Here is a 26,000-nt window from a genome sequence, read left to right as displayed (position 1 = left end):
TGTCCTGGTCGAGGCGTCGCTGTAGACGTCCTCGCCATTGTTGGCGGCGATCGTCAGCGTGCCGCTGGTCTGACCGTCGGCGATGGTGATGTCGCCCCGATCGGTATGGACAACCGTGACACCCTGCGAGGCGTTCGTCAGCGTTGCCGAGAACACGTAGCTGGCAGTTGAGCCTTCGGTTACGGACGAGCCGGAAAGGTTGACCGTCGTCACGTCCGTGGTGTTCGAGACATTGAACGACACGTTCGCCGTCGAGGTATCGCCGTCGCTATCCTTTACCGCAAAGGTGAAGCTTGCCGAGCCGGCATCCTTGTAGACGGTGTCGGAATGCGCGGTGAACTGATAGTTTCCGTCAGCTGTTACCCGCAGCGTTCCCTGCGCTGTCGTGACGCCCTGCGACCAACCGTCATTTCCAAACGTCAGGTTGACGCCGTTGATTTGAGAGACAACGGCGCCATCGGCGCCCCGGGCGAAATCGAGCGTGCCTTCGGCGACCGAGCCTTCGGCAACCGACTGCGCAACCATGTCGTGCGCCACCGGACCGTCATCCTGGAACTGGACCGTCAGATCCACCTGCGATACGGCGCTGGTCCTGTCGCCGTCTGCGTCGGTCAGGGTTGCCTGGATGTGTAGGCCACCGTCGACGACAACCTTTACGACGTCGTCATAGGCTGCCTGGCTGGAGCCGGCTTCGCTGTTATGGATCGGCTGGTACTGGGCGATCCAGACATGACCGTCGGCATCAACGTATACCTTGAAGATCTGGTTGGCGGCCGGATTGCTGCCCGTGTAGCCAATCAGCGTTCCGTCCGAGGCAGTCGTCATCTTGATCGAGGTGCCGTCCAGCGTGGTCAGACCGGAATCCACGCCGCTGAAGGCGCTGCCGTCGGCCTTGGTGATGGCGAAGGACCAGGTACCGCTCTTGTCAGCGCCGACGCTGCCGGTGAACAGAGCGTTCGGTCCGGAAAGCACGCTCGTCGCGGACTCGGCATAGCCGATGGCGTTGGCCATGTAGATCGCCACCGGCGGGGTGTTGGCGGTATCGTCGGCGGCGTTTGGACCCGACGCGGCAACTCCCGCGCTTTCATCGATGCTGACCGCCAACGTCTCATGGTGGGTAACGGTGGTATAGACAGGCACTTGCTTCGAGTGCTCGACCTCCACAGTCACAGACGTCTCAATATTGGAAATGCCAAACTTGTCGCCGTGGTATGTCCTGTTAGAGCCGTAGCTCACGTCATCGTAATTGCTAACCTTGAGCACGTCGAAGGTGCCGTTTGCATTTGCCGCCTTGACGTTGATCACCGCGTTATCGGGAACCTTGGCCAGCACATAGCCAGTCAGCGTATTGCCCTGATAGACCGCGTTGGCGCTAACCGCGTTCCCGTTGACCAGGAAGGTCAGCGCTACGAAGTTGCCGTTGTTGGTGGCATTGATGAAGACTGCGGCGGTGTTGTTGTTACCAGTAACATCAACCTTGAACTGTGCCGACGAATGCGGATCCGCTGCCTGATTACTCTTCCCAGCATTGGTTACGAAGTTCATGGACAGAACTTCGCTGGGGCCGTCGATCCACGGGTTGGAGACGCCGATATTGTTGCTGCTGGTGTTGACCGTATCGCCATAGCCACCGCTCTTGGCCGTCAGCAGCAGGTCATGTCCGGCCGCGCTGCCGGCACCGACAAGCGTGCGCTCCGACTGATTGCCGGCCTTGAACGCGAACGTATCAGCGACCACTTCCGTCGTGGTCCAGGTGTAGGTCGTCGTACCGGTCAGAACCTGTTCGGTCGTATCGTTCGATGCGCGGGTCGTAAGGACCGGAATGTCGTCCAGCACGCTGACCTGAATGCTGCCGGGTCCAAGGTCGATGGTGTCGTTGTCGCCGTCGGTCGCGGTGACATAGTTGGAAAGGTCGAAGGTCAGCGTGTTTTCGCCGTTGCCCGTCGCGTGGTCGAGCTGCGCGATCAGCGTGAAGATGTAGGCGCCGTTCGCCCCGAGAACCAGGGTGAAGACAGGTTTGTCGTACGCCGCATTATAGCCGACGCCACCACCTGCCTCGACATAACCGGTCAACGTCGAGCCATTCGACGACAGGTAGACCTGTTGCTCATGCGACGTAACGCCGGAAAGTTCGGCCGCGCTGACCGGCTTCAGGGCGAAGCCGCCATTGGGACCGGGACCGTCCGCGCCGAAATTGACCAGAGCCGACAGGATTCCTGTCGCCGTCAGGCGGTTGCTCGGCGTGCTAGTGTCGGTGTCGGCATGCTCGCCCGTGCGGTTGGCATCGGCATTCGCCCAGGTGAGGCCGTCTTCGTCGACTTTGGCCGTCACCGTCGCACTAGCGATCAGCTTCGGACCATCGTCGGCGAAAGTGATATTGCGACCGATCTCGATCGTGGCGCTGCTGCTCTTCGAGTCGCCGTCATAATCAATGATCGTCGCCGTCGCCGTTAGCTTGATGAGATTGTCAGCAAGCGAGACCACCGTGCCGTCGCCGCCGTGATCGATAGCGTCGTACTGGGTCAGCGTGACCTTGCCGGTATCGTCCACCGTGACCTTAAAGATGGTGTTGCTCTGCCCGACACCCTGGAACGTGGAGGCGGTCGAGCCGTAGATCACTCCATTGCTCTGATAGAGATAGATAGTCTGGTTATCGCTCTTGAGCCCGGAGGTGCCGCCCTGGGTCACCGAAAGCGCATATCTCGTGGCGAGATCGCCCGCGCCGTCCGCGCCGTAGCTGGAAACAGCGTTGAACACGCCGGCGAAGCTCTGGCTGGCCGTATCGTAATTGGCGCCAATGGTGTCGGCGTCCTGCGTGGCCAGCACAACGTTCGCCTCACCACTAGCGGTCAGCGTGATCGACGGGGTGTGGTCATCAAAGCTGATATTTCCGCCGAGATCGACCGTGGCGCTGCTGCTCTTGCTGTCATTGTCACCATCGGTGATCGTTGCGGTCGCCGTAAGCTTGACGAGATTGTCGGCGAGCGAGATCACCGTGCCGTTGCCGCCATGATCGATCGCGTCGTACTGGGTCAACGTGACCTCACCAACGTTGTCCACGGTGATCTTGAAGATGGTGTTGGTCTGCCCGACCTTGTCGGACGAGGAAGCCGTCGAGCCGTAGACGGTGTCACCGATCTTATAGAGATAGATCGTCTGCCCGTGGCTATCGAGCTTGGAGTCGACGCGGTTTTGGCTGTCCGGCTGGCCGGTCACCGAGAGCGCGTAGCTGGTGACGGTGCTTCCCGTGCCATCCGCGCCATAGCTGGAGACAGAATGGAACACGCCGGCGAAGTTCCGGCTGGCTGTGTCGTAATTGGCGCCGATGGTATCGGCGTCCCGTGTGGTCAGGGTGAGCGCGGCGTCGCTGCCCGCTGTCAGCGTGATCGACGGCGTATGGTCGTCGAATTTGATATTGCCGCCGAGATCGATCGAGGCGCTGCTGCTCGCCTTGTCGCCGTCATCGTCGGTGATCGTCGCCGTCGCCGTCAGCTTGACGAGATCGTTGGCGAGCGAGATGCTCGTATTATTGCCCTCGCCGAGATGATCGATGGCGCTGTACTGCGTCAGCGTCACTGTGCCGCCGCTGCTTACCTCGATCTTGAACACCGTGTTGCCAACGTTGATGTCGTTTGCCGAACCGGCGGTGGAACCGTAAACAACGCCGTTCTTCACAAACAGGTGGATCGCTTGGTCGTCGTGCGACAGGCCGCTCAATCCGCCCTGAGCGCTCACCGAAAGCGCGTAGCTGGTGACGGTGTTGCCAACGCCGTCCGCGCCGTAGCTGGAAACGGCGGTGAACACGCCGGCGAAGCTCCGGCTGGCCGTATCGAAATTGTTTCCGATGGTGTCGGCGTCTTGCGTGGTCAGGTTGAGCGCGGCGTCGCTGCCCGCTGTCAGCGTGATCGACGGCGTGTCGTCGTCGAATCTGATATTGCAGCCGAGATCGATCGAAGCGCTATCGGTCGCCTTGTCGCCATCATGGTCGGTGATCGTCACGGTCGCCGTCAGCTTGACGAGGCCCTCGTCGAGCGAGATGACCGAGCCATTGCCGTTGCCGACATGATCGATGGCGTCGTACTGGGTCAGCGTGACCTTGCCAGTACCGTCCACGGAGATCGTGAAGATGGTGTTGCCCTGCCCGACGCTGTGGGACGAGGAGGCGGTTGAGCCAACAATTACACCATTGATCTCGTAGAGATAGATCGCATGGTCGTTGCTTTCGAGCCCGGAATCGACGCGGTCGCCGAAGCCGCCGCGATCCCAATCGTCATGGTCATCGTGATGCGAATTTCCGCTGAGGCTGAGCGCATAGGTGGTGTTTGTAGTACCGGCGCCGTCCGCGCCATAGGAAGACGTGATCGTGAACGCCTTGGAGAAATCGGCGCTCGCCGTGTCGGTACCGCCGGCCCCGCTCCCGATCGTGTCGTGATCCTGCGTCTCAAGGGTCGGCGCCTTCGAATCGGAGGCGGAGATCGCCGCCACCGGCACGTCGTCGATGACGCTGACGAGGAAGCTCTTGGCGTCCAACGCTACGCTATCGTTGTCGAAATCGGTGTACTGCACCAGGCTTGAGAGGTCGAGCTTCAGCACGCCCTCGCCATTGTTGCCGTAGCTGTGGTCGAGATTGTCCTTGAGTTCGAATTTCCAGCTGCCGTTGTCATAGACGGTGAGAGTGAAGACGTCATGCGCGCCTTCGCCAGTGGTCCCGGCCGTGATGGTCTGATAGTGGCCGTTGGCGTCGGCGCCTTCCGCGACCGAGGTTACCGAAACGAGGCTGCCGCCCGACTTCACGCTCACGCCGCCGTCGGCCTTGATGGCGTTGCCGACCAGCTCCGAGTTGAACGAGAAATGCCCGCCTTCGTCGGCGCCGGTGTTGACCAGCGTGGCGAGCGAATTCGCGCCGCTGCCGCTGACGACCGCGGTGGTATTGTCGTGGAAATGGCCGTGGTGGCTGATGTCGTCGTCCGTGGCCGAGCCCGAGCCGCCACTGGTATCCTCATTGCCGTTGAGCTGCTCTTCCTCGACTGTACCCGAGACGTGGGCGCGACCGGCCGTGGTCGGCGCGTCGTCGGTGATGGCGATTGTCAGGCCGCCGGTCAGCGGGATGCTGTCGCCATCGCCATCGGTCGCCTGGAGCAGACCGCCGAAGTCGATGGACAGGCTCCCATTGGTGGCGTCGGTGCCATGGTCGATCTGATCGAAAAGCTTGAAGGTGTAGTCGCCGTCATTCGACAGGGTCAGCGTGAAGACGACGTGCGCCCCCTCACCCTCGCCCGCCGTCGCGGTGAGGACGCCGTTCGCGACGGTGTAACTCAGCGCGTCGCCATGCGAGGACAGCGCACCGAGGCTGCCTAAGTCGCCGGTGAAGGAAAAACCGCCCTTGCCGTCATTGCCGAAGTTCACGACGTTCGCGATCGAGCCGCTGACTGTCGCGGGGCCTGGCAGATTGTTAGAGGCATTGCCGGTATAGGAGCCGTCCGCGTTGCCGTCGTTCGGGCTCGTACCCTGCGAAAGCGAAGTCTTGATGTCGTCTTCAGCGACCGTAGCGCTCTGAAGTGCCTCGTGGTTGATGCTCGGGCTGTCGTCATCGACCTTGACGCTGATCGTGCCGGACACGTGGTCGCCGTCGCCGTCATAGATGTCGAAGCCGAAGTTCAGGACGAGATTGTCCTCGGTGCCCGTTGCGGGGTGAGCGAGGGCGGCGTTGAGCGTAACCGAGTAGGTGCCGTCCGCATTGACCGTGACGACGATCGCGTTTTGGACGTGCAGGCTGCTCCAACTCATGGAACCGCCCTGTCCGTTCGGCGTCCAGACCCCTTCGCCCAGTGCCTCTGCTGTACCCTTGCCGTTGTCGTCAATGTACATGACCGAGAGCGCAGCGTTGCCGAGGCCGGCGACGGATTCAAGGCCGGTGACCTGGATATGGCCGAGCCCATCCGAGCCCGCGTCGAAATCGATCGTGCCGAACGCGGTGGCCCCGTGACCGTCGTCACCTGTGCCGCCCTGGTTGCCAGCTTTGCCGACGTCCTCGTCGTCAAGGATGGCACTGTTGCCGGTCACCGACACATTGGCGAGGAACGTGCCGTAGCTGTCGGCTTTCCCGGTTTCCTTGAATTCCAGCGTGTTCGATCCCGCGTCGGCGCCGCCGACAATGGTGAAGCTATAGGTCTTCATCGGCCCGGTCGGGTCGATATCGAGTACGACCACGCCACCGAACGTGACGATCAGGTGCTTGCTGCCCTCCTGTGCCGCGCCGGCCTCGAAGGTGAGGGTGTAGCTTTCGCCCTCAGCCAGTTTGAGCACCTGCGAGACCGCGACGTCGCCCGGCGATGCGTCGAGGTCGATCATGAATCCCCTTGTAGAGGAGTTCATTCCGAGATAGCCGTCGCCGACGCGCTCAAGCTGCGGGGTGCCCTCGGAACCGTCCGCCCAGGCGATGTGCCAGTCGCCCGAGAGACCGGTGTTGTTGACGCCGCTATTCTCGTTCCAGGCATTGCCGTTGGAGGTGAAGCCATCGAAGAAGAATGAGCCCGAATAGTCGCCGGCCGGTGCCGGGACCGAGATCAGAATCGGGCCATCGTCGCTGAAGCCAATTTTGTCACCGATATCAACGGTTGCGTCGACTTTGTCGCCGTCGAAATCGCTGACCGTGACCTTGGCGAGGACCTGGCCGGACTTGATGAAGTCGATCTCGTCCTGCGAGTTGCTATCGGTGTTGTAGATCGAGACGTACTGGACCATCGACAGCTGGCCAGTGACTGGATCGATCGCAAGGGCGAATGCGGCGGGATCGGCACTGGTGACTTCGCCGTTCTCGGCGTCATAGCGACCGACGATTAGGCCATTTTCCTCGAAGAAGTAGATTTCGTGGCCGCCCGTGGTCTTAAGGCCGGAATCGTGATTGTTGCCGGAGCCGAGTTCGAGCGACCACTGGACTGCATTCGTAGCGGCAGGACCATTGATGCCGAACTGGATATCGGCCTGCAGGAGGCCGGCGGTCGCGTATTGCGCCCCGTTCATATGCCCATCGAAGCCTTGATTGCTAACACCTTTGAACAGGTCCGCAATATCGGAGAGGGCCGTATCGTTGTCCGGGCTGGTCTGGATGCCTGCCGATTCATCGAGTACGAGCGTCGCGGCAAGGTTGCCGAGGTTAATGACGTGCAGGCTGACTGTCGGCGAACCGTCCGGGACCGCTGGCGATGTCGGTGGGGTTGCATCTTGGCCGTGCCTGCCGACTCCGCCGAAGAGGCGGCCGGGCTGACCATCCGGCTGGTCCGTGTTCTGCAGGAGGTCCGCTATCAGCGGCGGCAGATGGGGAGGCTGCTGGATCGTGTCGAAGTTGCCGCCCGAGCTTGGGGAGCCGGAATGGGCCGAATAGGAGCCGTCGGGACCCGCCGCAACGTTGATGTTGTTCTGCTCGAGGGCGGCGATCACGGCCTGCTGCGGCAGCTCGACTTCGCCCAGCAGGAAGGTCGGCACGTGCAAGGCGCCGTTGACGATGACGATCTCCGTGCCGTCTGCCTGGATGAGCACGAGATTGTTGCCTTCGACGCGGATGTCGTCGATCGAGACGTCAGCCGGCAGGTGGGCGACGTTGTTCTGATCCGGAACGATTTCGGCCGGATGGGCGCTGGCAGCTGCCGTCTGGGGAGCCGCCGGCACGCGGTCGGTCTTCTCCGGCTGCTGGTTATTATCGGCCTGCGCGACCTCGACGCCCTGACGAGCGGAAGTCTCAATACTTGCGTCTTCATGAATGTCCTGGCGGAAGTCGTGCGAGACGTTTTCGCTTGCAGTAGCGGAAATGCGCGGATCTTCGATAGACATAACAAAACAACCCCAATGAGAAACTGGGGCCAATCAATTACGCGGAAGAGCCAAAATCAATACTTGCAGCCGCTTCAGGCATAGCCGGTTATGCTTCCACCCAAAAATGTTTTAGGAAGAGTTAACGCCGCGGCCACGAACCTCGCCGGAAACGCTAAAATTCTAATAAAATTAATGAAGTACAAACGCGCTCCCGCAACGCGTCCCAGCTCCTTCGATTCGACGCTAACGCTGCCATGCGGCTTGCGGCGGAGCTCCCGGAACCCTCAAACAGTTCAGCGCGAGACGGCGTCCGGCCATCTCGCGCTGAGTTGAAAATCGTCGTCTGAAGCGCCTATCGGGTGGGCGCCACAAGGCAGAAGAATGCGCCCTGGGGATCGGCCGCCTGGATGATCCAGCTGCCGCCGGGCACTTCCATCGGACCGTTCAGCACCGTGCCGCCGCCCGCCTTGACGCGTTCGATAGCCGCATCGATGGCCGGCACGTTGAAATAATAGGCCCATGCAGGCATGGGAACGCTCGGCGGTTTGGTCATCATGCCGCCAATTTGCGTGCCGTGCTCGGCGAAGATGGTATAGGCGCCCATCTCGCCCATGTCGAAGTCATGATCCTTCGTCCAGCCGAAGACCTTCGAGTAGAATGTGAAGGCTTCGGCACCGTTGCCGGCATAGAGTTCGTGCCAGCCGATATGGCCGGGCGTACCCATCGGCGCGGGCGGCGACGGATTGTCCCTCGGCAGTGGCGTCATGATGCAGATGACCGCCCCATGCGGATCGGCAACGACGGCAAAGCGTCCGACCGTCGGAATATCCGCCGGCTCGCGCCGGACGGAGCCACCGTTGGCGGCAAAGTCCTTCGCCGACTTGTCGACGTCATCGACCGCGACATAGCCCGTCCAGTTCGGCGGAATGCCCTTCCCTTCCAGTTCGGCGGGAAAATCCATCAGGCCGGCGACGCCGGCTCCATTCGCTTCGAAGATCGTATAGGGCGGCAGGTCCTGGATCGTCATGTCACTTGTCGTCCACCCGACAACCTTGCCGTAGAATTCGGCGGCGGCCTTGGGATCGGGGGTCATCAGTTCGCACCAGATGAATTTGCCGTGGTTTTCGGACATGGTCTTCTCCATTTGGATTTGGACTTGCGACGAACGGCAGCGCCGTCCGCAGCTATTGCTTGCGGGTGTAGTGCGCTTCCATGAACTGCTTCCAGGAACCGTCGGACTGCCTGGCAGCAGAATTGAACGTGCGGTGATCGCGATGGTGGAAGATAAGCTGCTCGCGATTCTCGGCGAGTTCGTTTCCGCCGATAAGATCGGGGCCCGTGGTATAGAGGCTCAAGGTCTTGCCGTCGTCGGAAACCTCACCCTCGTAGACCCACATGTGGTCCATCATCGTCCCTATCCAGGTTCCGACATATCTTCCCTTGTCGGCGCTGTAGCCGAGAGTGAGTACCGTCGTTGCCGCGCTACCGCCTGGCATGGTGCCGGAGCCTTCGGCGACGAACCAGATGCCATGAAGCGACCGCACGATCTCCGTCCACGGTTCCTGTCCGGTCATTTCGGGTGCCGTCACGTCCCATACGCCAACGAGGTCTTCCAGGAACTCGTGCTCCTTCAGAACTTTCGCTTGCTGCATCGTCCTTCTCCCTTGGGATGATGGTCGCAGATATCAGTGACAGCAGGATGGCGTGCTCTTGGCCGGCTCGTATTCGTCGTGACGCTTGACGAAATCCATGGTCGCGTCTTCGTTACGTCCCTTCGGCGCACGATCGAGGATCATCAAGGTGCCGACCGCTTCTTCGAGGCCGCGGGCGTAGCTCGAGTAGGTATGGAAGACTTCGCCTGCGTTGTTCTTGTAGAATGCGCTGAGACCGGGAAGCTCGTCATTGGCGTTCGCCGGATCAATCGCCTCGAAATTGTAGAAGACCTTGTCCTTCGCCAGATCCTCCGGACTGAAGGACACATGGTAGTCGAAGTTGAAGCTGTTATCGAAGGATGAGACCCAAGGGAATTTCCAGCCCATGCGCTTCTTGTAAGCCTCGATCTTGGCGAGCGGCGCGCGCGAGACGGCGACCCAGGTGACATCATGGTTGTTGAGATGTGGCAGCGTTCCATCGACGTGATCCGACAGGAACGAGCATCCGGGGCAACCGGCCTCCCAATCGGGGCCAAGCATGAAATGATAGATCAAAAGCTGGCTGCGCCCATCGAAAAGGTCGGCGAAACCTTTCTTGCCCTGCGGCGTGTCGAATATGTAATTCCTGTCAACCTTGACCCATGGCAGGGCCATGCGTTCGGCGTTGACCTTGTCCCTCAGATGCGTCGCTTCCTTCTCCTTGAGAAGCAGTGCACGGCGGGCTTCCAGCCATTCTTCACGGGAAACGACTTGGTTCTGCATCACGTGCGCCCTCCTCCGGCGCGGTCGAGACGTGCTTGGTTCATGCTCCTTTTCCTTGACTAATTACATTGATATCAATATAAATTGATCATGTCAAACGCGGTAGAGATTCCCTATTCAACGACACTTCTGGTACGTGACACGTGTCTGTGCCTGCATGTGCAGCGCGCGGCGCGCGCACTGGCGCGGCTCTTCGACGATGCCCTTCGCCCTGTCGGGCTCACCAACGGCCAGTTTTCGCTGATGATGTCGCTGAACCGTCCGGAACCGCCGCCCATGGGACCGGTCGCGACCCTGCTTGCGATGGACCAAGCGACATTGACGGCAGCGCTCAAGCCATTGCAGCGTCGTGGTTGGGTAAATGTAACGCAGAACGCGAAAGACAAGCGCCGGCGCCTGCTGAGCCTGACGCCGGAGGGAAAGGCCGTGCTCGCGGCCGCGGTGCCGATCTGGGAGAGCACCCACGCCAGCCTCGAGGAAGTCCTGCCTGATGGCGACATGGGAAGGTTGCGGCGCGACCTGCAGGCGCTCGCCTGAAGATCGGTAGCCTGCGACGTCAGTCGCGCGCCATGCGCGGGTCGCTGGCGAAATCCTCCTCCGAGAATCCAATTCTGACCTTCGGGAAATCGCAAAGCGCCTGGACACCGATTCCCGACAGCCGGATCCTCCAGGTCTGACGCTCGACAGGCTCGCGGGCGGCAAATGCCGCTGCCGTCAAGAGCGCGATATTGCGGCCACGTTGCGGATCCCGCACGGATTCGTAGAGGATTGCCTGGCAACCCGCCTCGCGAGCAGCGTCAGCCAGGGCCTGACAGGGCGCATAGTTCTGAGGATCCGTCCATATCGCCCGATCGGCATCGAGAGGCGCGCGGGTCAGGTCGACTGCCGATGCGGTCGCGATGGCCGCGGAAAAAGCCGTGTACTCGGCGGCATTGACGGGAAGCGATGTCGCGGGCGACTCCGAATAAAACAGCAGTCGGTAGAACGCCATTTCGGCAAGCGCGGTTTCCACCCGCTCGGACGCATAGAAGACGCCCAGCGTGCGCCCTGCCCGGCGGAAACGCGAACCATGCGGATAGACGGCGCCATAGCGGAACGGAGTCGCCAGCAGGTAGTCCAGCCCGATGCATTCCGGCGACAGCGCCGGTTTGCTTTCTTCGAGCAAGGCTTCGAGCAGCGCCTGCTCATCGAGCGTGTCGACGAGCTTCAGCGTCGAAATCTGGTGCTGCGCCTCGACCAGACGCCAGAACCTACCCGAGATCGCCCCTGTCTCAGACGATAGCGCGGCGGGCGTCCAGATAGGCAAGGACATCGGTCAATCCCGAAATGCTGACGATCTTTTCGAGCGGCGTGGCGCCGAGCGCCGTGTTGGCGTTGCGCAGCCATTGCCGGGCAACGGTCTCGTCGCCGCCGACAATCGCGTCGAGCGAGCGAAACAGACGGACCAGCAGGATCGCGAGCTCAAAGGACTTCGAGCCGCGCTCAAGCAGATAATCCTGCCGCTTCATGCGCGAGACAGTCGCCTCGGAAACGCCGAGCACCGCCGAAAGCGTTCTGGCGTTGAGGCCGAGACGGTCAGCGGCATTGACGGCGGCCTTGGTGATTACGGCCGCCTCGGGAGACCGGGCACCAGAGATCGGATGTACTACAGCCATGCCATATTCCTTTCACAGGAAAGAATATAGCATCTAAATTTCATATGAAAAGAGCGCCGCGATGCGCGGCGCTCCCTTTCGCATTGATTAAGCAACGGTAACCGGAACTTCCGTCGATGTGCGCATTGCATGGCTATAGGGGCACACGATGTGGGCCGCAGCGGCAAGCTTTTCGGCGGTCGGCTTGTCGAGGCCGGGAATGTTCACCGTCAGGGCGACTTCGATGCCAAAGCCCGTGCCGTCGTCACGCGGGCCGATGCCGACCGTGGCGCTGACCGTGGTGTCCTCGGGAATCTTGACCTTTTCCTTGCCGGCGACAAATTTCAGCGCACCGAGGAAGCAGGCGGAATAACCGGCTGCAAAGAGCTGTTCAGGGTTGGTGCCGGTCGCGCCGTCGCCGCCGAGTTCCTTCGGAACCGTCAGCGTCACATCGAGAACGCCGTTTTCGGAAACGGCGCGGCCTGCGCGGCCACCGGTGGCGGAAGCTTTTGTCGTGTAGAGGATAGGCATGTCAGTCTCCTTTGCGTTGGGGTTGGATTTTGTTTATCGCACAATTAAATTGTACGCAAGTGAATTTTGCAAATTGCATTTCGAATTCGAAAAGAGGACAATCGAGCCCGTGGAAGGACGACAATGAAAGCGCATCTGGCCAAGACGATGGAAATTCCGGAAGAGGAAAAGCGGCTCGAGAACCAGCTCTGCTTTGCTGTCTATTCGACGGCGCATGCCTTTACCCGCGCCTACAAGCCGATCCTCGACAGGGTCGGCCTCACCTACCCGCAATATCTCGTGATGCTGGCGCTTTGGGAGAAGTCCGAGCAGCCGGTCAAGGCGATCGGCGAGCAACTCGATCTCGATTCGGGCACGTTGTCGCCATTGCTCAAGCGCCTGGAACAGAATGGCCTGATCAAGCGCACACGCGATTCCCGCGATGAACGGCAGGTTATCGTGTCGCTGACCGACAACGGCCGCGCGATGCGGAGCGAGATCGACACCATCATGGGCGCAATCGGCCAGGCCGCAGGCTGCACGCTCGAGGAAATGAAAACGATCCGAGGGCTGTTGAAGGGCCTCCGCTCCAATCTGACATCGGCGGCTTGAGAGCAAGGCATTGAAGCCGGAGCCGAGACGACATCATGCCCACGGCAAGCCCGCAGCCTCTAGCCGTAACCACAAATCTTGCCGGAACGATGAGCCGCGTGCCTGAAGCAGCTGCTCGAGATACCGACCGTTCAACAAAAGCGTGCTTTCCCTCACATAGGCCACGTCGCCCCGCGCCATTAGGTCCCTGCCCAGCGCTGCGTATGACGCCGCTCGCAGGAGTCGCGCCCAATGATAGTCCGGCAGCACGGTCAGGAAGCGATCAAGGCAGGCGATCGCTTCCTCATACTTCCCGGAGGCGAAATGGGCATCGCCTCGGAACAGGAAGATCGGATGATAGTCCGGACTGACCTGATCGGCCTGATCGAACGCCATATGCGCCTCGCCGATCATACCGGCGACGGTCAGTCCGATGCCGAGCCACGTGTGGAATTCGGCGTCGTTGGGGTTGAGGTCGACGGCCCTTTGCAACGCCTCCAGGCCGGCCCTGGCGTTTCCAAGATAGGTTTCAGCAAGGCCGAAGGCGCTGAGCAGGTAGGGCTCGTGGTCATCCAGGCCCAGCCCCACCAGAACGGTTTCACGCGCCTGCTGGAAGCCACGCACGGGATCGTCCAGCCAGCCGTTGAAACAGGAGTGGAAATTTATCCAGACGAGGCTCTCGCGGACCAGAACGTGATTGGGATCGATGGCCAGGATCCGCTCGCAGAAACGCCGGGCACGGATCATCCCGTTCAGCGTCGGTCGCTCGACATGATTGAACACCTGCAGATACAGCTTTTCCGTGCCGACCTCGCCCTCCGGCTCGGCGGCCGAACTGGCTGCCGCATGCTTCATCACGATATGATAGAGATTGCCGCTGATCTTGCGGACAAGCTGGTCCTGCCCGAGGTCGGAATTCGTGCTTTCATCGAGATATTTGCGGCTCCATATCTGTGTGCCGCTTTGCACGAACACGAGTTGCACCATCGCCCAGCCGGCTTCCCCGTCGCCCTGAACCGCGGTTTCCAGGACATAATCGGCGCCGACCCGTCTCCCGATTTCCTCGACGGTCTCGTGCCTCGCATTGACGGCAAACATCGTCGCGGCGGCGACCACCGAGAGCGGCGAGAACAGGCCGAGCTCCCCGATCAGTTTGCGCGTCAGGGATTCGGCGACGAGACTGTCGTCTCCATCATGTGAAAGGCTCCTGATTGGCAGGATCGCGATCCGAGGCTTGCCATTGGTCAAGTCCACGGACGGCTCCTGCTGTTCGCGAATTCGATCGATGAGCTGCTGCGTTTCGAGATCAGGCGCGACACCGAGATTGGCCTCCAGCAACGCCTTCAGGCCTTCGTAATGCCTGATGGCACGGGCGCGCTCGCCTCGGGCCTTGTGATGGCGCAGGATCGTCCGATGAGATGGCTCGTGGTAAGGATCCTGCCGCAAAAGGCATTGCGCGGCGAGAACCGCCTGCTCAGTGCTGCCCGCCCTCTCCAATCCTTCGGCGAGGTCCGCAAGGCAGTCGACCAGCAAATTGTGGTGTCGGCCGCGTTCGATGCGAAGCCATGTTTCCAATGTCTCGTCGTTGAAGCTCAATCCCTCGAGAAACTCGCCCTCGAAGACATCCAGTGACGGCGGCAGCGACCCCGCCTTCGCGCTTTCCGCAAGAGCCTGAATGTCGGTGACAATGGCATCAGTTCTCATCCAGCCGGCGCCGCTGTCGAAGACGAGAGGTGACACGCCGTGGCCGTTGACGGCATGGCGGATTGCAAAGAACGCCTGGCGGAGGCTGTTGCGTGCATGTTCCTCGGTGCGCTCGGACCACAGCATGCCCGCCAGTTTCGATCGTGAAACAGACTTGCCGTTGGACAGCGCCAGCATCGCAATCAGCGCCTGATGCTTGCGCGAAGCGATCACAATGCTCTCGCCCGCGGGGGAGAGCAGCTGGAATCGACCGAACAGGCGCAGCATGAACCGCATCGCTACAATCTCAACTTCTAATTTAGCATGATCAAGTAACGGCGATATAACAGCAGGAAAGCGACCGCTTGTCATAGTCAATTTTGGGCTATGGGCGAACGAGGGATGCGGAAATGCTCAAGATGCTGATTGGTATGGCTGCGGCTGTGGTTTTGATACTGCCCGCGTCTCCATCATTGGCCTGCGCGGATATCGCGCTGGTTGTGGCCGTCGACGGATCCGGTAGCATCACCGACGAAGAATATGCCTTTCAGAAGTCCGCGATCGCCACCGCCTTCCGGGACAACGACGTCCTGGCCATCTTGAGAAGTGCTGGCAACGTTGCGGTATCCGCAGTCTTCTGGGGGGATGGTGAATTCTCCACCCAAAAACTGGATTGGTTCGTCATACACAACGGGAACGGTGCCGAATCCTTCGCGGCCGCGATCGACGCCAACCAGCGCAGGGTGTTCGGCAACACCGACATCGGCAACGGCATGTGGTCCGCCCTCGATATGCTCTCCGACCCACGCTTCTGCGCCATCAAGACCATCATCAACGTCTCCGGCGACGGCAAGGAGACGGTTGCGCCGAAACGACGGCAGACGCCGTCGCTCTATCAGGCGCGACAGCGCGCCATGAAGATGGGGACGACCGTCAACGGATTGGTCATTTCCGACGAGGAACCCGATCTTCCCGACTACTACGAGACGCGCGTCATCCTCGGCGAGGATGCCTTCGTGATGGAAATCAGGAGCTTTGCTGATTATGCGACGGCGATGCGCAAGAAGCTTATCAGGGAATTGTCACCGCCTACAGAAGTTCAGGTCGCCGAGCACCGGCAGTGAATGCGACCAGCCAATCAGCCGGCCGCACCCTCTTGGATCACTGCAGAACCACCACCGGAGCCTTGTTCGGCACGCGGTCATAGAGATCGATGATGTCCTGGTTCAGGAGGCGCACGCAGCCGGATGAAACGGCCTTGCCGATGGAGCGCCATTCCGGATTACCATGCAGGCGGTAGAGCGTGTCTTCGCCATTCGAGAAGATATAGAGCGCCCGCGCGCCAAGCGGGTTCTTCAAGCCCGGCTCCATGCCACCGTTCTCGATCGAATACTTGGCGAGTTCGGGCTGACGCGCGACCATCTCATTCGGCGGCTTCCAACGCGGCCATCTTTGACGCCACTGGATGACGCCGGAACCCTGCCAGGCGAACCCTTCGCGGCCGATGCCGACGCCATAGCGCATGGCGGTGCCGCCCGGCTGAACAAGGTAGAGGAAGCGCGAGGGTGTATCGACGACGATCGTGCCGGGCGCCTGACCGGTCGGATCAACCACCTGCTGGCGGTAGAAGCGCGGATCGATCTGCTGGTAGGGCACGGCCGGAATGAGAAAGCCGCCGTCCTCGATCGGGCCATACATGACCGCCAGCTCGGCGTCACCTGGCGTCTGCGGTGCCTGGAACATGTTGACCGGACTGCGCATGACGACCGGCTGAGCCGTGGCATAGGGCGGCGGTCCAGCCGTGGATGCACACCCCGTCAGCGCCGAAGCTGCGGTCACTGCCGAGAAGGAAAGGAAGCTGCGGCGGGAAAGGGGTTTTTCGAAGCTCATACGCGGGTCTGGTTTCCTGTTGCGCTGGAAGGACGGACGCCTTCGCGGAAGGTGGCTCAACGCCGGTGACAAGACAAGAAATCTATCGCCATACGTTAAATAAACCACCACCTCACGAAGTCGTGTCCGCCTGCCGCGAGACGATATCACCAGAGCTGTTGCGCGACTACATCACGACGATTTCGGCCTTTGCCGGAACGCGGTCATAAAGGTCGACCACATCCTGGTTCAGCATGCGCACGCATCCCGACGACGTGGCCTTGCCGACCGACTGCCAATCCGGCGTGCCGTGGATGCGGTAGAGTGTATCCTGCCCGTCCTTGAAGATGTAAAGCGCGCGCGCGCCGAGCGGGTTTCCGAGGCCCGGATTCATTCCGCCGTTCTCCGCAGAGAAGGCCCGGACATCCGGCTGGCGCGAGACCATTTCGGCGGGCGGCGTCCAGCGCGGCCACTTCTGCTTCCACTGGATGACGCCGCGGCCGGACCATGCGTAGCCTTCACGGCCGAGGCCGACGCCGTAGCGCATCGCCTTGCCGCCCGGCTCGACGAAATAGAGGTGCTTGGTCTTCGTGTCGACGATGATCGTGCCGGGCTTCTCGTTGGTCGGATAATCGACCTCCTGCCGCAGGTATTGCGGATCGATGCGGCTGACCGGTATGGCCGGCAGCGTAAAGTCGGTATCGCGCACCTGGCCATACATGGCGCCATTCACCGGATTGGTGACCGGCAGGCCGTAGGTCCGGCTGAAATTCGCGCCTGGGATACCATAGGTCTGGTTATAGATTGTCGGCGGCACACCCGGCCTCTGCGGAACCGGCGTTTCCAGCGGCTTGACGCGCATCGGATCCACACCGTTATAGAAAACAGGCGACGTTTCCTGCACGAAGCGGGCGGGATCGGTGGCACCGGTATCCGGGACAAGGATGTTGCAGCCGCTCAGGCAAAGAGCAGCGGCCGCAAGCCCGGCAAATGGCGACACCCGGCTGAGAACAGTCATAAAACACCCTCATCGACAACAGCGAGACGTATAGCTGCGGCGAGGATGACACCTGCGGCTGGCGCGAGGCTGGTCACCCGGTCAGCCTCGCATGGATGTCAGACCGCGATCAGGCCGCGACGCCGTGGAAGAACCGTATGCTCTGCTCGATTTCCGCCGGCAGCGCCGACGTATGGTTGCCGGTCACCGTATCCGTTTCGATGCGGACCCCGCCGGAGCGGGCACGGCTTGCAAGCAGACCGGCGCGGTCATTGAAATGCGCCTCTTCGGTACCGTGAACGACGCGGACGGGGCACTTGAAGCTCTTGGCATAGCAGAGCGCGCTGCGGACTTCGAACTCGTGGGCGTTGCTGTCGTCGAAGCGAATGTCCTGCGGGTAGCGATTGAAGAAACGGAAGGCATCCGGATTGCCGGAGATCGGTGCCGCCGCACGGAACTTGTGGCTGCTCATCGCCGCAAGCATGGTCAGCGTGCCGCCGACACTGTGGCCGGCAATGAACAGGCGATCGGCATCGACGCCCGGAAGGTGTTGCAGCCGGTCGGCCGCCGAGAGCACGTCGTCGACCTCGTCGTAGAAGCCCGAGAAATTTCCCATCTGGCCGTTCTCGCCGCGCAGCGAAGGCATCATCACCACGAATCCGGCATCGACATATGCCTTGAGCAGGACCCAATGCCCAAACCCCATCGCGTTGCCGCCATGCAGGAACAGCACGCCCGGCTTCGGCTTGTTGCCGCGCTTGTATCTGGAAACCCAGGCGACCAACTCCAGTTCGCCGCCGTAACCCGAACGATAGAAGATCTTCTCACCTTCCGGCGGAGCGTCGAGCGGTTCGTACTTGTCGGGAGCCGGCCCCTTCTGCAAGAGCTTGGTATGGAAGCGCTTGCGGACCTTTGCATAATCGTGATCGATCAGCCTCGGCACCTCCGGAACGTCGAATGCGCTTGCGATGCGCGGGAGCAGGAGGGCTCCAGCCAGGCCTGCAAGAACCGTGCGGCGCTGGCGGAGAAAAGAATTACCTTCGTCTGACGTCATTTCACACTTCCATGGTTCCCGGCGATTCGAAAATTGCACCGGAAGCGTGCGGCCGCCAACACACGTTGTGTTGAAAACGGTGGTCCTGCGGCGTTTTGCGTCAGAAATACCTACTGCTCGCCCTTGGCATCGATCATGGCGACCAGCGTCTGGAGGCGATCCGCCTCGTAGGACGGTTTATCGGGGCGCAGGCGGGAGATCCGCGGAAAGCGCATCGCAACGCCCGATTTGTGGCGGGTGGAGCGATTGATGCCTTCGAAAGCGACTTCGACAACAAAACCGAAATCCCTATCCGCCCTGACGGCCCGCACCGGGCCGAAGCGCTCCGTCGTGTTGTTGCGAACGAACTTGTCCAGCAGTTCCAGCTCGGCATCGGTGAAGCCGAAATAGGCCTTGCCGACAGGCACCAGCTGTTCTCCCTCCGGCGTCTCGGTCCAGACGCCGAAGGTGAAATCCGAGTAATAGCTGGAGCGCTTGCCATGGCCGCGCTGCGCATACATCAGCACGGCGTCGACGTTATAGGGATTGCGCTTCCACTTGAACCACGGACCCTTCAGCCGCCCGGCCTGATAGACACTGTCGCGGCGTTTGATCATCACCCCTTCGATGACAGGATCCGGCGGTGACGACCGCAGTTGATCCAGTTCATCCCACGACGAGAACTCGACCAGGGGCGAAAGATCGAAACGGTCGTGCGGCGCATGATCGATGACCTCCGCAAGACGCGCGCGGCGATCGACATAGGAGCGCCCGCGCACGTCCTCCTCCCGATCGAACAGGAGGTCATAGGCACGGATGAAGGCCGGATACTCGTCAAGCATCTTCATCGTCACCGTCTTGCGGTTCAGGCGTTGCTGCAGATCGGAGAAGGTACGCGTCGGGCTGTTCGAACGGGTGGTTCCGCCAACGAGGAGTTCACCGTCCATCACCCCGTCGAAGTTGATCGAATCGACGATATCGGGAAACGCGCCCGAGATATCGTCGCCGGAACGCGAATAGATCTTGCGCGTGTCGCCGGAGCGCGACAGCTGTACGCGAATGCCGTCCCATTTCCACTCGGCGGCGTATTCGGCCGGCTCGAGCTGATCGAGATCGCCCTCCTCGACCGGATTGGCGAGCATGACGGAATGGAAGATTGCAGGCGTTGCCAGCACCGGCTTGTCGCCCTGCCCTTCCAGCCAGCGAAACAGCGGTTCGTAGGGCGGCTGCAGACCGTGCCAGAGCGTCTCGATTTCGGTCACATCGCGGCCGCCCATATCGGCGAGCGCCTGTTTCGCCAGACGAGACGAGACCCCGATGCGGAGCGCCCCGGTCGCAAGCTTGATGAAGGCGAAGCGACCTGATGTGTCCAGCCGATCGAGCAGGTCGCGCACGAAGCTGCGAACCTCGGTGCGCCCAAGCGCGTTCATCTGCCTGACGACATCGCCAAGCCGCGGCTGGGCAAGTGCTGACCGTTCGATGTCCTTCTCGGCGTCCCAGACAAGGGAGATCGTCTCGGCGAGATCGCCGACATAATCATAGGAATAGCGGAAGAGCACTTCATCCATCCGCTCCAGCACCAGCTCGCGCAGCATGGCCGGCTTGACGTTGCGCACTTCAAGCGTACCGGCGATGGCGGCAAGCCCGTAGCCGCGATCCGGATCCGGGGTGTCGCGGAAGTAGTCGGAGAGCAGTTTCAGCTTGCCGTTGCGGCTGGGGGTGAGCACGAGGCGGTCGAGAAGGTCGGCGAATGCTTTCATCAGTCGGCCTCGTCTTCATAACCGACCAGGTGCAGCGGCCGGGCCTTGATGCCCTGCAACTGGCACCAGCGAACCAGCGCCTCCTCGCGACCATGCGTCACCCACACTTCCTCGGGGCGCAGATCACTGATCGTCTCCGTCAGTTCCGGCCAATCGCAATGGTCGGAGATGACTAGCGGCAGCTCGACGCCCTGCTGCTTGGCGCGCTGACGCACCATCATCCAGCCCGACGCAAATGCCGGCAAAGGCTCGTTGAAGCGTCGTGCCCAGCGATCGGCAAAGGCGGAGGACGGGCCGACGACAATGGCTCCCTTGAAGGCTGACTTGTCGCGACTTTCGATGGTCGCCGGGCAAAGCTCACCGAGCTCAATGCCCTGTTCCATGTAGTAGTCGCACAGCCTCTCCATCGCGCCGTGGATATAGATCGGCTGATCGTAGCCGGTATCGCGCAGCAGGCGGATGACGCGCTGCGCCTTGCCGAGCGCATAGGCGCCGATCAGATGCGTACGCTCCGGAAATTGCCGCAGCGAGGCGTAGAGCTTGCCCATCTCATCGACCGGATCGGGATGGTGGAAGACCGGCAGTCCAAAGGTGGCCTCGGTGATGAAGACATCACAGGGAACCGGCACGTAGGCCGCGCAGGTCGGGTCCGCTCGCCGCTTGTAATCACCTGAGACGACGATGCGGGTGCCGTTCTTCTCGATGGCGATCTGCGCCGAACCGAGCACATGGCCAGCCGGATGAAAGCTGACCTTCACGCCGTTGATCAGGACCTCCTCGCCGAAAGCGGCAGCCTGCTGGCTTGCGCAGAAACCGTCACCATAGCGGATCTGCATGATGTCGAGCGTCTGGCGTGTCGCAAGCACGTTTGCATGGCCGGGCCGCGCATGATCGGAATGGCCGTGGGTGATCAGGGCTCGCTCGACTGGCCGCACGGGATCCACATAGAATCCTCCCTCGGGACAATAGAGCCCCTCGGGGGCGGGATAGAGCAAGGCATCTGGTCTCATGCCTGCAAAGATAGCGGGAAAGAACGGAAGGGCCAGTGGGCGACGGGAAGATGCCTATCTGTACCAAAATGAAACAGGCGCGCTGGCACGTTTCCTGCAGGGCGGTCGAAATGAAGGAAAGTCCGTTAACCTCCCGTCGTGACCTGCTCCGTCTTGCGGGAGCATCCGCCTTTGCGCTGATGGCATCGCGCAGCTTCGCGACTACGCGCGATGGTGGCCTGCGCGGCGCGATTGACGCGGCAGATTACCAGCCAACGCCAGGCGCGCCGGACCGCAAGCGCGCGTCAGCCTGCAGAAGATGATCGACCAAGCGGCGGCGGAGAACGCACCGGTTTTCCTGCCACCAGGCACCTACAAGGCTTCCAATCTCGTGCTGCGGGAGAATACGCGCATCACCGGCGTTCCCGGCGTATCGCGCATGGTCTACACCGGCGGTGGCAACCTCTTCAGCGCTGAGAAGGTCAGGCACATCGAACTCTCGAACATCATCATCGACGGGCAGAATCGCTCGCTCGGTGATGATACTGGCGGGCTGCTGCAATTCACCGGCGTCGCCAAGGTAATCATCGACAATTGCGAGATCGCCAACAGCCGCAAACATGCCGTTCGACTGGAGCGATGCGGCGGCCGGATCACGGGCAGCCGCATATCGGGCTCCGGCCAATCCGGCATCTACGCCGTCGAATCCGACGCGCTTTCGATCACCGGCAACGAGGTCTTCGACTGCGGCAATGGCGGTATTCTCGTGCATCGCTGGACGAAGGCGGCTGATAACAGCGTCGTCAACGGCAACCGCATCTACCGGATCAAGGCCAATGACGGCGGCACCGGCCAAAACGGCAACGGCATCAATATCTTCCGCGCTGACAACGTCATGGTCGCAAACAACCACGTGTCGGACTGCGCATTTACCGCCATCCGCGCCAATTCGGCCTCGGATATCCAGATCACCGGCAACCAATGCCAGCGCTCGGGCGAGACGGCTGTTTATGTCGAGTTCGAGTTTGTGGGCGCCGTCGTCTCCAACAACCTGGTGGACGGCGCGGCGAACGGCATCTCGATCGCCAATTTCGACCAGGGCGGCAGGCTGGCGAGCGTGACCGGCAACGTCGTGCGCAACCTGACGCTCAAGGGCCCCTACGAGCATGAGGTCGGCTTCGGCATCGGCATTGCCGCCGAGGCGGACACACTGGTCTCCGCCAACATCATCGAAGGCGCTCCACGCCGGGGCATGCAGCTCGGCTGGGGTCCCTATCTCCGTAACCTCGTCGTGACCGGAAATATCATCCGCAAGGCCTCGATCGGATGCGCTGTGTCGGTAGCGGAGGGTGCCGGAACAGCCGTCATCACCGACAATGTGTTTCAGGAAACACCCGGTGGCGCCGTCCTCGGCTTCGAATGGGACAGGAGGGTGTCCGGCGAGCTGGCGACCGCGGGCGCTGCCTCGCGCTTTGCGCAGCTGACGGTCGAGCGCAACCGCATCTCCTGAAAAGCATCAAAAGCTTTCATAGATTCATAAGGCTTGGCGGCTTCCGCTGCGACGCTTCGGCTCCTACCCTGCGCCCAGCCGAACAAGGGGGACATCGACATGCTGACAGTTTACGGAGTTTATCGCTCGCGCGCCTCGCGCGTTTACTGGATGGCCGAGGAATTGGGGCTCGAATTCGAGTCCGTGCGGGTCATTCAGGCCCGGCGACTTGCCAATCCGCTTGCCGCCGATGCGCCTATCAATACGCTGTCGCCTGATTTCCTGGCGGTCAATCCGATGGCGCTGATCCCGAGCATCAAGGACGGCGACCTCGTGATCCACGAGTCGCTTGCCATTACCCTTTACCTCGCCCGCAAGCACGGCGGACCGCTGGCCGGTCAAACCGTCGCGGAAGACGGTTTGATGACGATGTGGACCATTTGGGCGGCCACCGAAGTCGAGCCGCATACGGTGAAGATCGTCTATGTCTACGACGACGAGAAGCAAAACAGCGACGAGGGCAAGGCAACGATCAGCGTCGCCGTCCGATCGCTGAAGAAGACCTTCGCGACGCTGGACAAGCATCTGGCGGCCAACGAATACGTTGTCGGCAACCGCTTCACCGCAGCCGATCTCAATATTGCGGAAGTTCTTCGCTACGCGCAGACGGAACAGGCGCTGTTCGACGCCCATCCCAATGTCAGCGCCTGGATCAAGCGCTGCCAGTCGCGGCCGGCCTATATCGCGATGCAGGCGACGCGGTCGCAGGAACCGGTTTGATCATGGAAAGAGCTTGAGGGTGCTGGCCATTTCCTCGCGGATCCAGGCCTTGAAATCCTTCACCTTCTTGGGTTCGCGCGCGCCTTTGGCCGTTACGAAATAGTGGCCGAAGCCGGTTTTCGCGCGAATGCCGAAAGGCGCAACCAGCTGCCCCTGCTGCAGGGCAAAGTCCGCGAGCGTCTGCCAGGCGAGCATGACACCCTGCCCTGCGATAGCCGCATCGAGGCAGAGCGAGGCATCGTTGAAGACGTGGCGCGTCTCAAGCGTCGCGCTCGACAATCCGGCCTCTCGCATCCACACTTCCCAAGTGAACATGGCGCGACCGTCGATGACCGCCGGCAGCGACAGTATATCGGCGGGCTCGTGCAGTCGCGCCGCCATAGCGGGCGAGCAGACCGGGAAGACCTGCTGCTGCAGCAGCAGTTCGGCCTTCACGTCCGGCCACTGACCGTTGCCGACGCGGATGCCGACATCGACATCGCAGAGCGCCGGATTGACGAGCCGGGTGGTGGCATCCATCCGCAGGCTGATCTCAGGATGCCGTTCGGCAAAGCGATCGAGCCGATAGACAAGCCAGCGCGCGGCAAAGACCGGCGCCACAGAGATCGTCAGAATGCTGTCGTCCCGCCGCTGCGTCGTCGCGACGGCCTGCGACAGCGCATTGAAGCCCTCGGTCAGGCCGGCCAGCAGGCGCGTGCCCGCCTCAGTCGCGACCATGCCTTTTGGCGTGCGCTCGAAGATCACGTGGTCGAGCTGCGCTTCGGCCTTAATGACCTGTTGGCTGACAGCGCCGATGGAGACGCCCAGTTCCTCTGCGGCGGCCTGCAGGGAGCCAAGCCGGCCGACAGCCTCGAGCGCGCGCAATCCGTTCAAGTGAACCGAGTTCAGGTTTCTCATATAGTTTTTCTATACCGAGAGATTGGTAATCTCAATTGAAACCTGGCTGGCCGCCCGCGATAATCCGCCTGTGTTGAGCAGATGCTCCGTTCGCAATTCTGGAAGGAAGCGAGGCGCGCCATGCAAATACTAAAGTTTTTCTTGAGCGTGGAAACAATCGAACCGCCCTACAGCGCGGACAGCAAGCGGGATCCGCTCTACCATCCCGATCTGGCCCGCATGTCACCGACGGCGTTGGCAGACCTGCCGCTCGGCCCGCAACCACGCGCGCCCGAGCAGGAACCGCTACAGCTCGCAAAGTGCGCATAGCCCGGTAAAATCTGCTAGTCTTGGCCCGCTTCAGTTTCGAGCGGGCTCACATGACCAGTGTCGATACGATCTTTGCGCGCCTCAAGCGTCTTTCGGCGGAAGCCAATCTGCCTGACGTCGAGGAGAGCACGTCCTACGGTAACCCGGCGCTGAAAGTCGGCGGCAAATCATTCGCGGCGGTCAAGAACAACGAGACCATCGTGCTCTGCATCTCGATCGACGACAAGGAACGGCTGATCGAGATGGCGCCCGAGATCTACTATCAGACACCCCACTATATCGGCTGGCCGTATATGCCCCTGCACGCCGCGATGATCAGCGACGCCGAACTGAAGGAACGGCTGATCGGCGCGTGGCGGTTCCGCGCGCCAAAGCGGCTTGCCGCGAATTTTCATGGCTGATGTGCCCGGCGGCCGGGCGACGTCTGTTTAGGCCTGTTCGCGTTCCAATGCCCGCAGCACGGCCGCGCGCTCCATCATCTGCGCATAGTGCGCCGTCGCTTTCCGGAAGCGGGCCGGATCGACGCCATCGGACCGCAGCCAGCCGGTCATGACAAAGAGGTAGGGATCGGCGACCGAATAGTACTCGCCCATGACCCAGGGGCCCTCCAGCATCTTCGCCTCGATGATCTCGAAGCATTCGGCCATGGTTTGCGGCACCTTCGCCTTCATCGCTTCATGGGCTGTCGGATCATCGGCCCACCGGCTGCCCCGGCGGCCGTGCGCGTGGTTCACATGCACGGTCGAGCAAAGATAATTGTTGAAGGCCTGCATGCGAGCGAACTCGAAAGGATCAAGCGGAGCCAATTGCGCGGCGGAGGCGACCTGAGCGATATAGGCGAGGATTGCCGGCGTTTCGGTAACGATGCCGCGATCCGTCACCAGAGCGGGAACCCTGCCCTTGGGATTGATCGCCAGGTACTCGGGAGAACGCTGCTCCGCTTCGGCGAAGTTCAGCTTCTTCGTTTTGAACTGCAGGCCGGACTCCTCCAGCGCAATGAGGCTTGCGAGCGCGCAGGTATGCGGCGCGTAGTACAGTGTCAGCATGATCGACTCCAATGAAAGAACACAAGGGGCAAAACGCATTGAACTGGCGGCTTTTCCTTGGGTTCAGTTTCGTTTTGATCGGCATCGACGCCGATCGGCTCAATCTTTCCTTCCGCTGGACAGAGTGTTGCCGTCCTGCGGTTCTCGAACCAATCTCCAATGCGTGACCTGATGCGTTGGCTTCGGT

General features: G+C 61.3%; 21 protein-coding genes and 2 pseudogenes. 7 read left to right on the top strand and 16 right to left on the bottom strand.

The window, feature by feature from the left end:
- The 4 genes from AC1DE4_RS29650 to AC1DE4_RS29635 form a co-directional block, all read right to left on the bottom strand.
- The coding region (locus tag AC1DE4_RS29650) for a DUF5801 repeats-in-toxin domain-containing protein (RefSeq protein ID WP_477884431.1) at positions 1–7,830 on the bottom strand (7,830 nt) is incomplete at its 3' end.
- 334 nt (positions 7,831–8,164) lie between these two features.
- Entirely contained in the window at positions 8,165–8,944 is a 780-nt protein-coding gene (locus AC1DE4_RS29645) for a VOC family protein (protein ID WP_477884429.1), read from the bottom strand.
- Positions 8,945–8,996: 52 nt separating this feature from the next.
- Positions 8,997–9,464: a DUF1579 domain-containing protein gene (locus tag AC1DE4_RS29640; protein WP_477884427.1), complete on the bottom strand. Its 468-nt coding sequence runs from the start codon at positions 9,462–9,464 to the stop codon at positions 8,997–8,999.
- A 33-nt stretch (positions 9,465–9,497) separates the two neighbouring features.
- The gene (locus AC1DE4_RS29635) at positions 9,498–10,226 is read right to left on the bottom strand and encodes a DUF899 domain-containing protein (protein WP_477884433.1); all 729 of its coding nucleotides are present in this window, start codon (positions 10,224–10,226) and stop codon (positions 9,498–9,500) included.
- 90 nt (positions 10,227–10,316) lie between these two features.
- On the opposite strand from AC1DE4_RS29635, the gene AC1DE4_RS29630 reads away from it, so the two are divergent.
- Positions 10,317–10,763, top strand: coding sequence for a MarR family winged helix-turn-helix transcriptional regulator (locus AC1DE4_RS29630; protein WP_477884425.1), 447 nt, complete (start codon positions 10,317–10,319; stop codon positions 10,761–10,763).
- A gap of 19 nt (positions 10,764–10,782) precedes the next feature.
- On the opposite strand, the gene AC1DE4_RS29625 is transcribed toward AC1DE4_RS29630, so the two are convergent.
- From AC1DE4_RS29625 to AC1DE4_RS29615, 3 genes are all read right to left on the bottom strand, one after another.
- Positions 10,783–11,538: an RES family NAD+ phosphorylase gene (locus AC1DE4_RS29625; RefSeq protein ID WP_477884423.1), complete on the bottom strand. Its 756-nt coding sequence runs from the start codon at positions 11,536–11,538 to the stop codon at positions 10,783–10,785.
- The gene (locus AC1DE4_RS29620) at positions 11,498–11,881 is read right to left on the bottom strand and encodes an MbcA/ParS/Xre antitoxin family protein (RefSeq protein ID WP_029867482.1); all 384 of its coding nucleotides are present in this window, start codon (positions 11,879–11,881) and stop codon (positions 11,498–11,500) included. Before AC1DE4_RS29620 ends, AC1DE4_RS29625 begins: the two co-directional genes overlap by 41 nt.
- 87 nt (positions 11,882–11,968) lie before the next feature.
- Positions 11,969–12,391, bottom strand: coding sequence for an organic hydroperoxide resistance protein (locus tag AC1DE4_RS29615; RefSeq protein ID WP_025662361.1), 423 nt, complete (start codon positions 12,389–12,391; stop codon positions 11,969–11,971).
- Positions 12,392–12,514: 123 nt separating this feature from the next.
- Here AC1DE4_RS29615 and AC1DE4_RS29610 point away from each other — a divergent pair, with 123 nt between their 5' ends.
- A complete protein-coding gene (locus AC1DE4_RS29610; protein ID WP_018859622.1) occupies positions 12,515–12,982 on the top strand; it encodes a MarR family winged helix-turn-helix transcriptional regulator in 468 nt (155 codons plus the stop codon).
- 33 nt (positions 12,983–13,015) lie between these two features.
- On the opposite strand, the gene AC1DE4_RS29605 is transcribed toward AC1DE4_RS29610, so the two are convergent.
- Positions 13,016–14,941 (bottom strand): BTAD domain-containing putative transcriptional regulator, encoded by a 1,926-nt coding sequence (locus tag AC1DE4_RS29605; protein WP_477884420.1) that lies wholly within the window; start codon positions 14,939–14,941, stop codon positions 13,016–13,018.
- A gap of 113 nt (positions 14,942–15,054) precedes the next feature.
- Here AC1DE4_RS29605 and AC1DE4_RS29600 point away from each other — a divergent pair, with 113 nt between their 5' ends.
- Positions 15,055–15,768: a DUF1194 domain-containing protein gene (locus AC1DE4_RS29600; RefSeq protein ID WP_477884418.1), complete on the top strand. Its 714-nt coding sequence runs from the start codon at positions 15,055–15,057 to the stop codon at positions 15,766–15,768.
- A gap of 37 nt (positions 15,769–15,805) precedes the next feature.
- Here the strand turns inward: AC1DE4_RS29600 and AC1DE4_RS29595 are convergent, their stop codons facing one another.
- The 5 genes from AC1DE4_RS29595 to AC1DE4_RS29575 form a co-directional block, all read right to left on the bottom strand.
- Positions 15,806–16,534, bottom strand: a complete 729-nt coding sequence (locus AC1DE4_RS29595) for a L,D-transpeptidase family protein (RefSeq protein WP_018859625.1) — start codon at positions 16,532–16,534, stop codon at positions 15,806–15,808.
- Between the two features lie 166 nt (positions 16,535–16,700).
- A complete protein-coding gene (locus tag AC1DE4_RS29590; RefSeq protein WP_113162170.1) occupies positions 16,701–17,531 on the bottom strand; it encodes a L,D-transpeptidase in 831 nt (276 codons plus the stop codon).
- A gap of 109 nt (positions 17,532–17,640) precedes the next feature.
- Positions 17,641–18,564, bottom strand: coding sequence for an alpha/beta hydrolase family protein (locus tag AC1DE4_RS29585; RefSeq protein WP_477884415.1), 924 nt, complete (start codon positions 18,562–18,564; stop codon positions 17,641–17,643).
- Positions 18,565–18,674: 110 nt separating this feature from the next.
- On the bottom strand, positions 18,675–20,303 hold the full coding sequence (locus AC1DE4_RS29580) for a cisplatin damage response ATP-dependent DNA ligase (protein ID WP_477884413.1): 1,629 nt from the start codon (positions 20,301–20,303) through the stop codon (positions 18,675–18,677).
- The gene (locus AC1DE4_RS29575) at positions 20,303–21,313 is read right to left on the bottom strand and encodes a ligase-associated DNA damage response exonuclease (protein ID WP_112824423.1); all 1,011 of its coding nucleotides are present in this window, start codon (positions 21,311–21,313) and stop codon (positions 20,303–20,305) included. Before AC1DE4_RS29575 ends, AC1DE4_RS29580 begins: the two co-directional genes overlap by 1 nt.
- A 110-nt stretch (positions 21,314–21,423) precedes the next feature.
- Between AC1DE4_RS29575 and AC1DE4_RS29570 the strand changes: the two are divergent.
- A pseudogene (locus AC1DE4_RS29570) lies at positions 21,424–22,802 on the top strand (TIGR03808 family TAT-translocated repetitive protein).
- A 99-nt stretch (positions 22,803–22,901) separates the two neighbouring features.
- Positions 22,902–23,561, top strand: coding sequence for a glutathione S-transferase family protein (locus tag AC1DE4_RS29565; protein WP_477884411.1), 660 nt, complete (start codon positions 22,902–22,904; stop codon positions 23,559–23,561).
- On the opposite strand, the gene AC1DE4_RS29560 is transcribed toward AC1DE4_RS29565, so the two are convergent.
- Complete coding sequence (locus tag AC1DE4_RS29560) at positions 23,562–24,458, bottom strand: LysR substrate-binding domain-containing protein (RefSeq protein WP_477884409.1); 897 nt, start codon at positions 24,456–24,458, stop codon at positions 23,562–23,564. It lies immediately after the preceding gene.
- A 141-nt stretch (positions 24,459–24,599) separates the two neighbouring features.
- Between AC1DE4_RS29560 and AC1DE4_RS29555 the strand changes: the two genes are divergently transcribed.
- Both AC1DE4_RS29555 and AC1DE4_RS29550 read left to right on the top strand, forming a co-directional pair.
- The gene (locus AC1DE4_RS29555) at positions 24,600–24,767 is read left to right on the top strand and encodes a hypothetical protein (RefSeq protein ID WP_409564059.1); all 168 of its coding nucleotides are present in this window, start codon (positions 24,600–24,602) and stop codon (positions 24,765–24,767) included.
- Between the two features lie 50 nt (positions 24,768–24,817).
- Positions 24,818–25,168, top strand: a complete 351-nt coding sequence (locus AC1DE4_RS29550; RefSeq protein ID WP_025662372.1) for an MmcQ/YjbR family DNA-binding protein — start codon at positions 24,818–24,820, stop codon at positions 25,166–25,168.
- 27 nt (positions 25,169–25,195) lie between these two features.
- On the opposite strand, the gene AC1DE4_RS29545 is transcribed toward AC1DE4_RS29550, so the two are convergent.
- Both AC1DE4_RS29545 and AC1DE4_RS29540 read right to left on the bottom strand, forming a co-directional pair.
- A complete protein-coding gene (locus tag AC1DE4_RS29545) occupies positions 25,196–25,813 on the bottom strand; it encodes a glutathione S-transferase family protein (protein ID WP_018859635.1) in 618 nt (205 codons plus the stop codon).
- Positions 25,807–26,000: pseudogene (locus tag AC1DE4_RS29540) on the bottom strand (hypothetical protein); the annotation flags it as partial. The gene AC1DE4_RS29545 and the pseudogene AC1DE4_RS29540, both read right to left, overlap by 7 nt.

This window comes from Rhizobium sp. 10N414 (assembly GCF_056394785.1).
This window is presented reverse-complemented; position numbering and strand designations above follow the sequence as displayed.

Coding starts and splice junctions, on each gene's coding strand:
- AC1DE4_RS29645 (WP_477884429.1), bottom strand. CDS start 8,944: ATGTCCGAAAACCACGGCAAATTCATCTGGTGCGAACTGATGACCCCC.
- AC1DE4_RS29640 (WP_477884427.1), bottom strand. CDS start 9,464: ATGCAGCAAGCGAAAGTTCTGAAGGAGCACGAGTTCCTGGAAGACCTC.
- AC1DE4_RS29635 (WP_477884433.1), bottom strand. CDS start 10,226: ATGCAGAACCAAGTCGTTTCCCGTGAAGAATGGCTGGAAGCCCGCCGT.
- AC1DE4_RS29630 (WP_477884425.1), top strand. CDS start 10,317: ATGTCAAACGCGGTAGAGATTCCCTATTCAACGACACTTCTGGTACGT.
- AC1DE4_RS29625 (WP_477884423.1), bottom strand. CDS start 11,538: ATGTCCTTGCCTATCTGGACGCCCGCCGCGCTATCGTCTGAGACAGGG.
- AC1DE4_RS29620 (WP_029867482.1), bottom strand. CDS start 11,881: ATGGCTGTAGTACATCCGATCTCTGGTGCCCGGTCTCCCGAGGCGGCC.
- AC1DE4_RS29615 (WP_025662361.1), bottom strand. CDS start 12,391: ATGCCTATCCTCTACACGACAAAAGCTTCCGCCACCGGTGGCCGCGCA.
- AC1DE4_RS29610 (WP_018859622.1), top strand. CDS start 12,515: ATGAAAGCGCATCTGGCCAAGACGATGGAAATTCCGGAAGAGGAAAAG.
- AC1DE4_RS29605 (WP_477884420.1), bottom strand. CDS start 14,941: ATGCGGTTCATGCTGCGCCTGTTCGGTCGATTCCAGCTGCTCTCCCCC.
- AC1DE4_RS29600 (WP_477884418.1), top strand. CDS start 15,055: ATGCTCAAGATGCTGATTGGTATGGCTGCGGCTGTGGTTTTGATACTG.
- AC1DE4_RS29595 (WP_018859625.1), bottom strand. CDS start 16,534: ATGAGCTTCGAAAAACCCCTTTCCCGCCGCAGCTTCCTTTCCTTCTCG.
- AC1DE4_RS29590 (WP_113162170.1), bottom strand. CDS start 17,531: ATGACTGTTCTCAGCCGGGTGTCGCCATTTGCCGGGCTTGCGGCCGCT.
- AC1DE4_RS29585 (WP_477884415.1), bottom strand. CDS start 18,564: ATGACGTCAGACGAAGGTAATTCTTTTCTCCGCCAGCGCCGCACGGTT.
- AC1DE4_RS29580 (WP_477884413.1), bottom strand. CDS start 20,303: ATGAAAGCATTCGCCGACCTTCTCGACCGCCTCGTGCTCACCCCCAGC.
- AC1DE4_RS29575 (WP_112824423.1), bottom strand. CDS start 21,313: ATGAGACCAGATGCCTTGCTCTATCCCGCCCCCGAGGGGCTCTATTGT.
- AC1DE4_RS29565 (WP_477884411.1), top strand. CDS start 22,902: ATGCTGACAGTTTACGGAGTTTATCGCTCGCGCGCCTCGCGCGTTTAC.
- AC1DE4_RS29560 (WP_477884409.1), bottom strand. CDS start 24,458: ATGAGAAACCTGAACTCGGTTCACTTGAACGGATTGCGCGCGCTCGAG.
- AC1DE4_RS29550 (WP_025662372.1), top strand. CDS start 24,818: ATGACCAGTGTCGATACGATCTTTGCGCGCCTCAAGCGTCTTTCGGCG.
- AC1DE4_RS29545 (WP_018859635.1), bottom strand. CDS start 25,813: ATGCTGACACTGTACTACGCGCCGCATACCTGCGCGCTCGCAAGCCTC.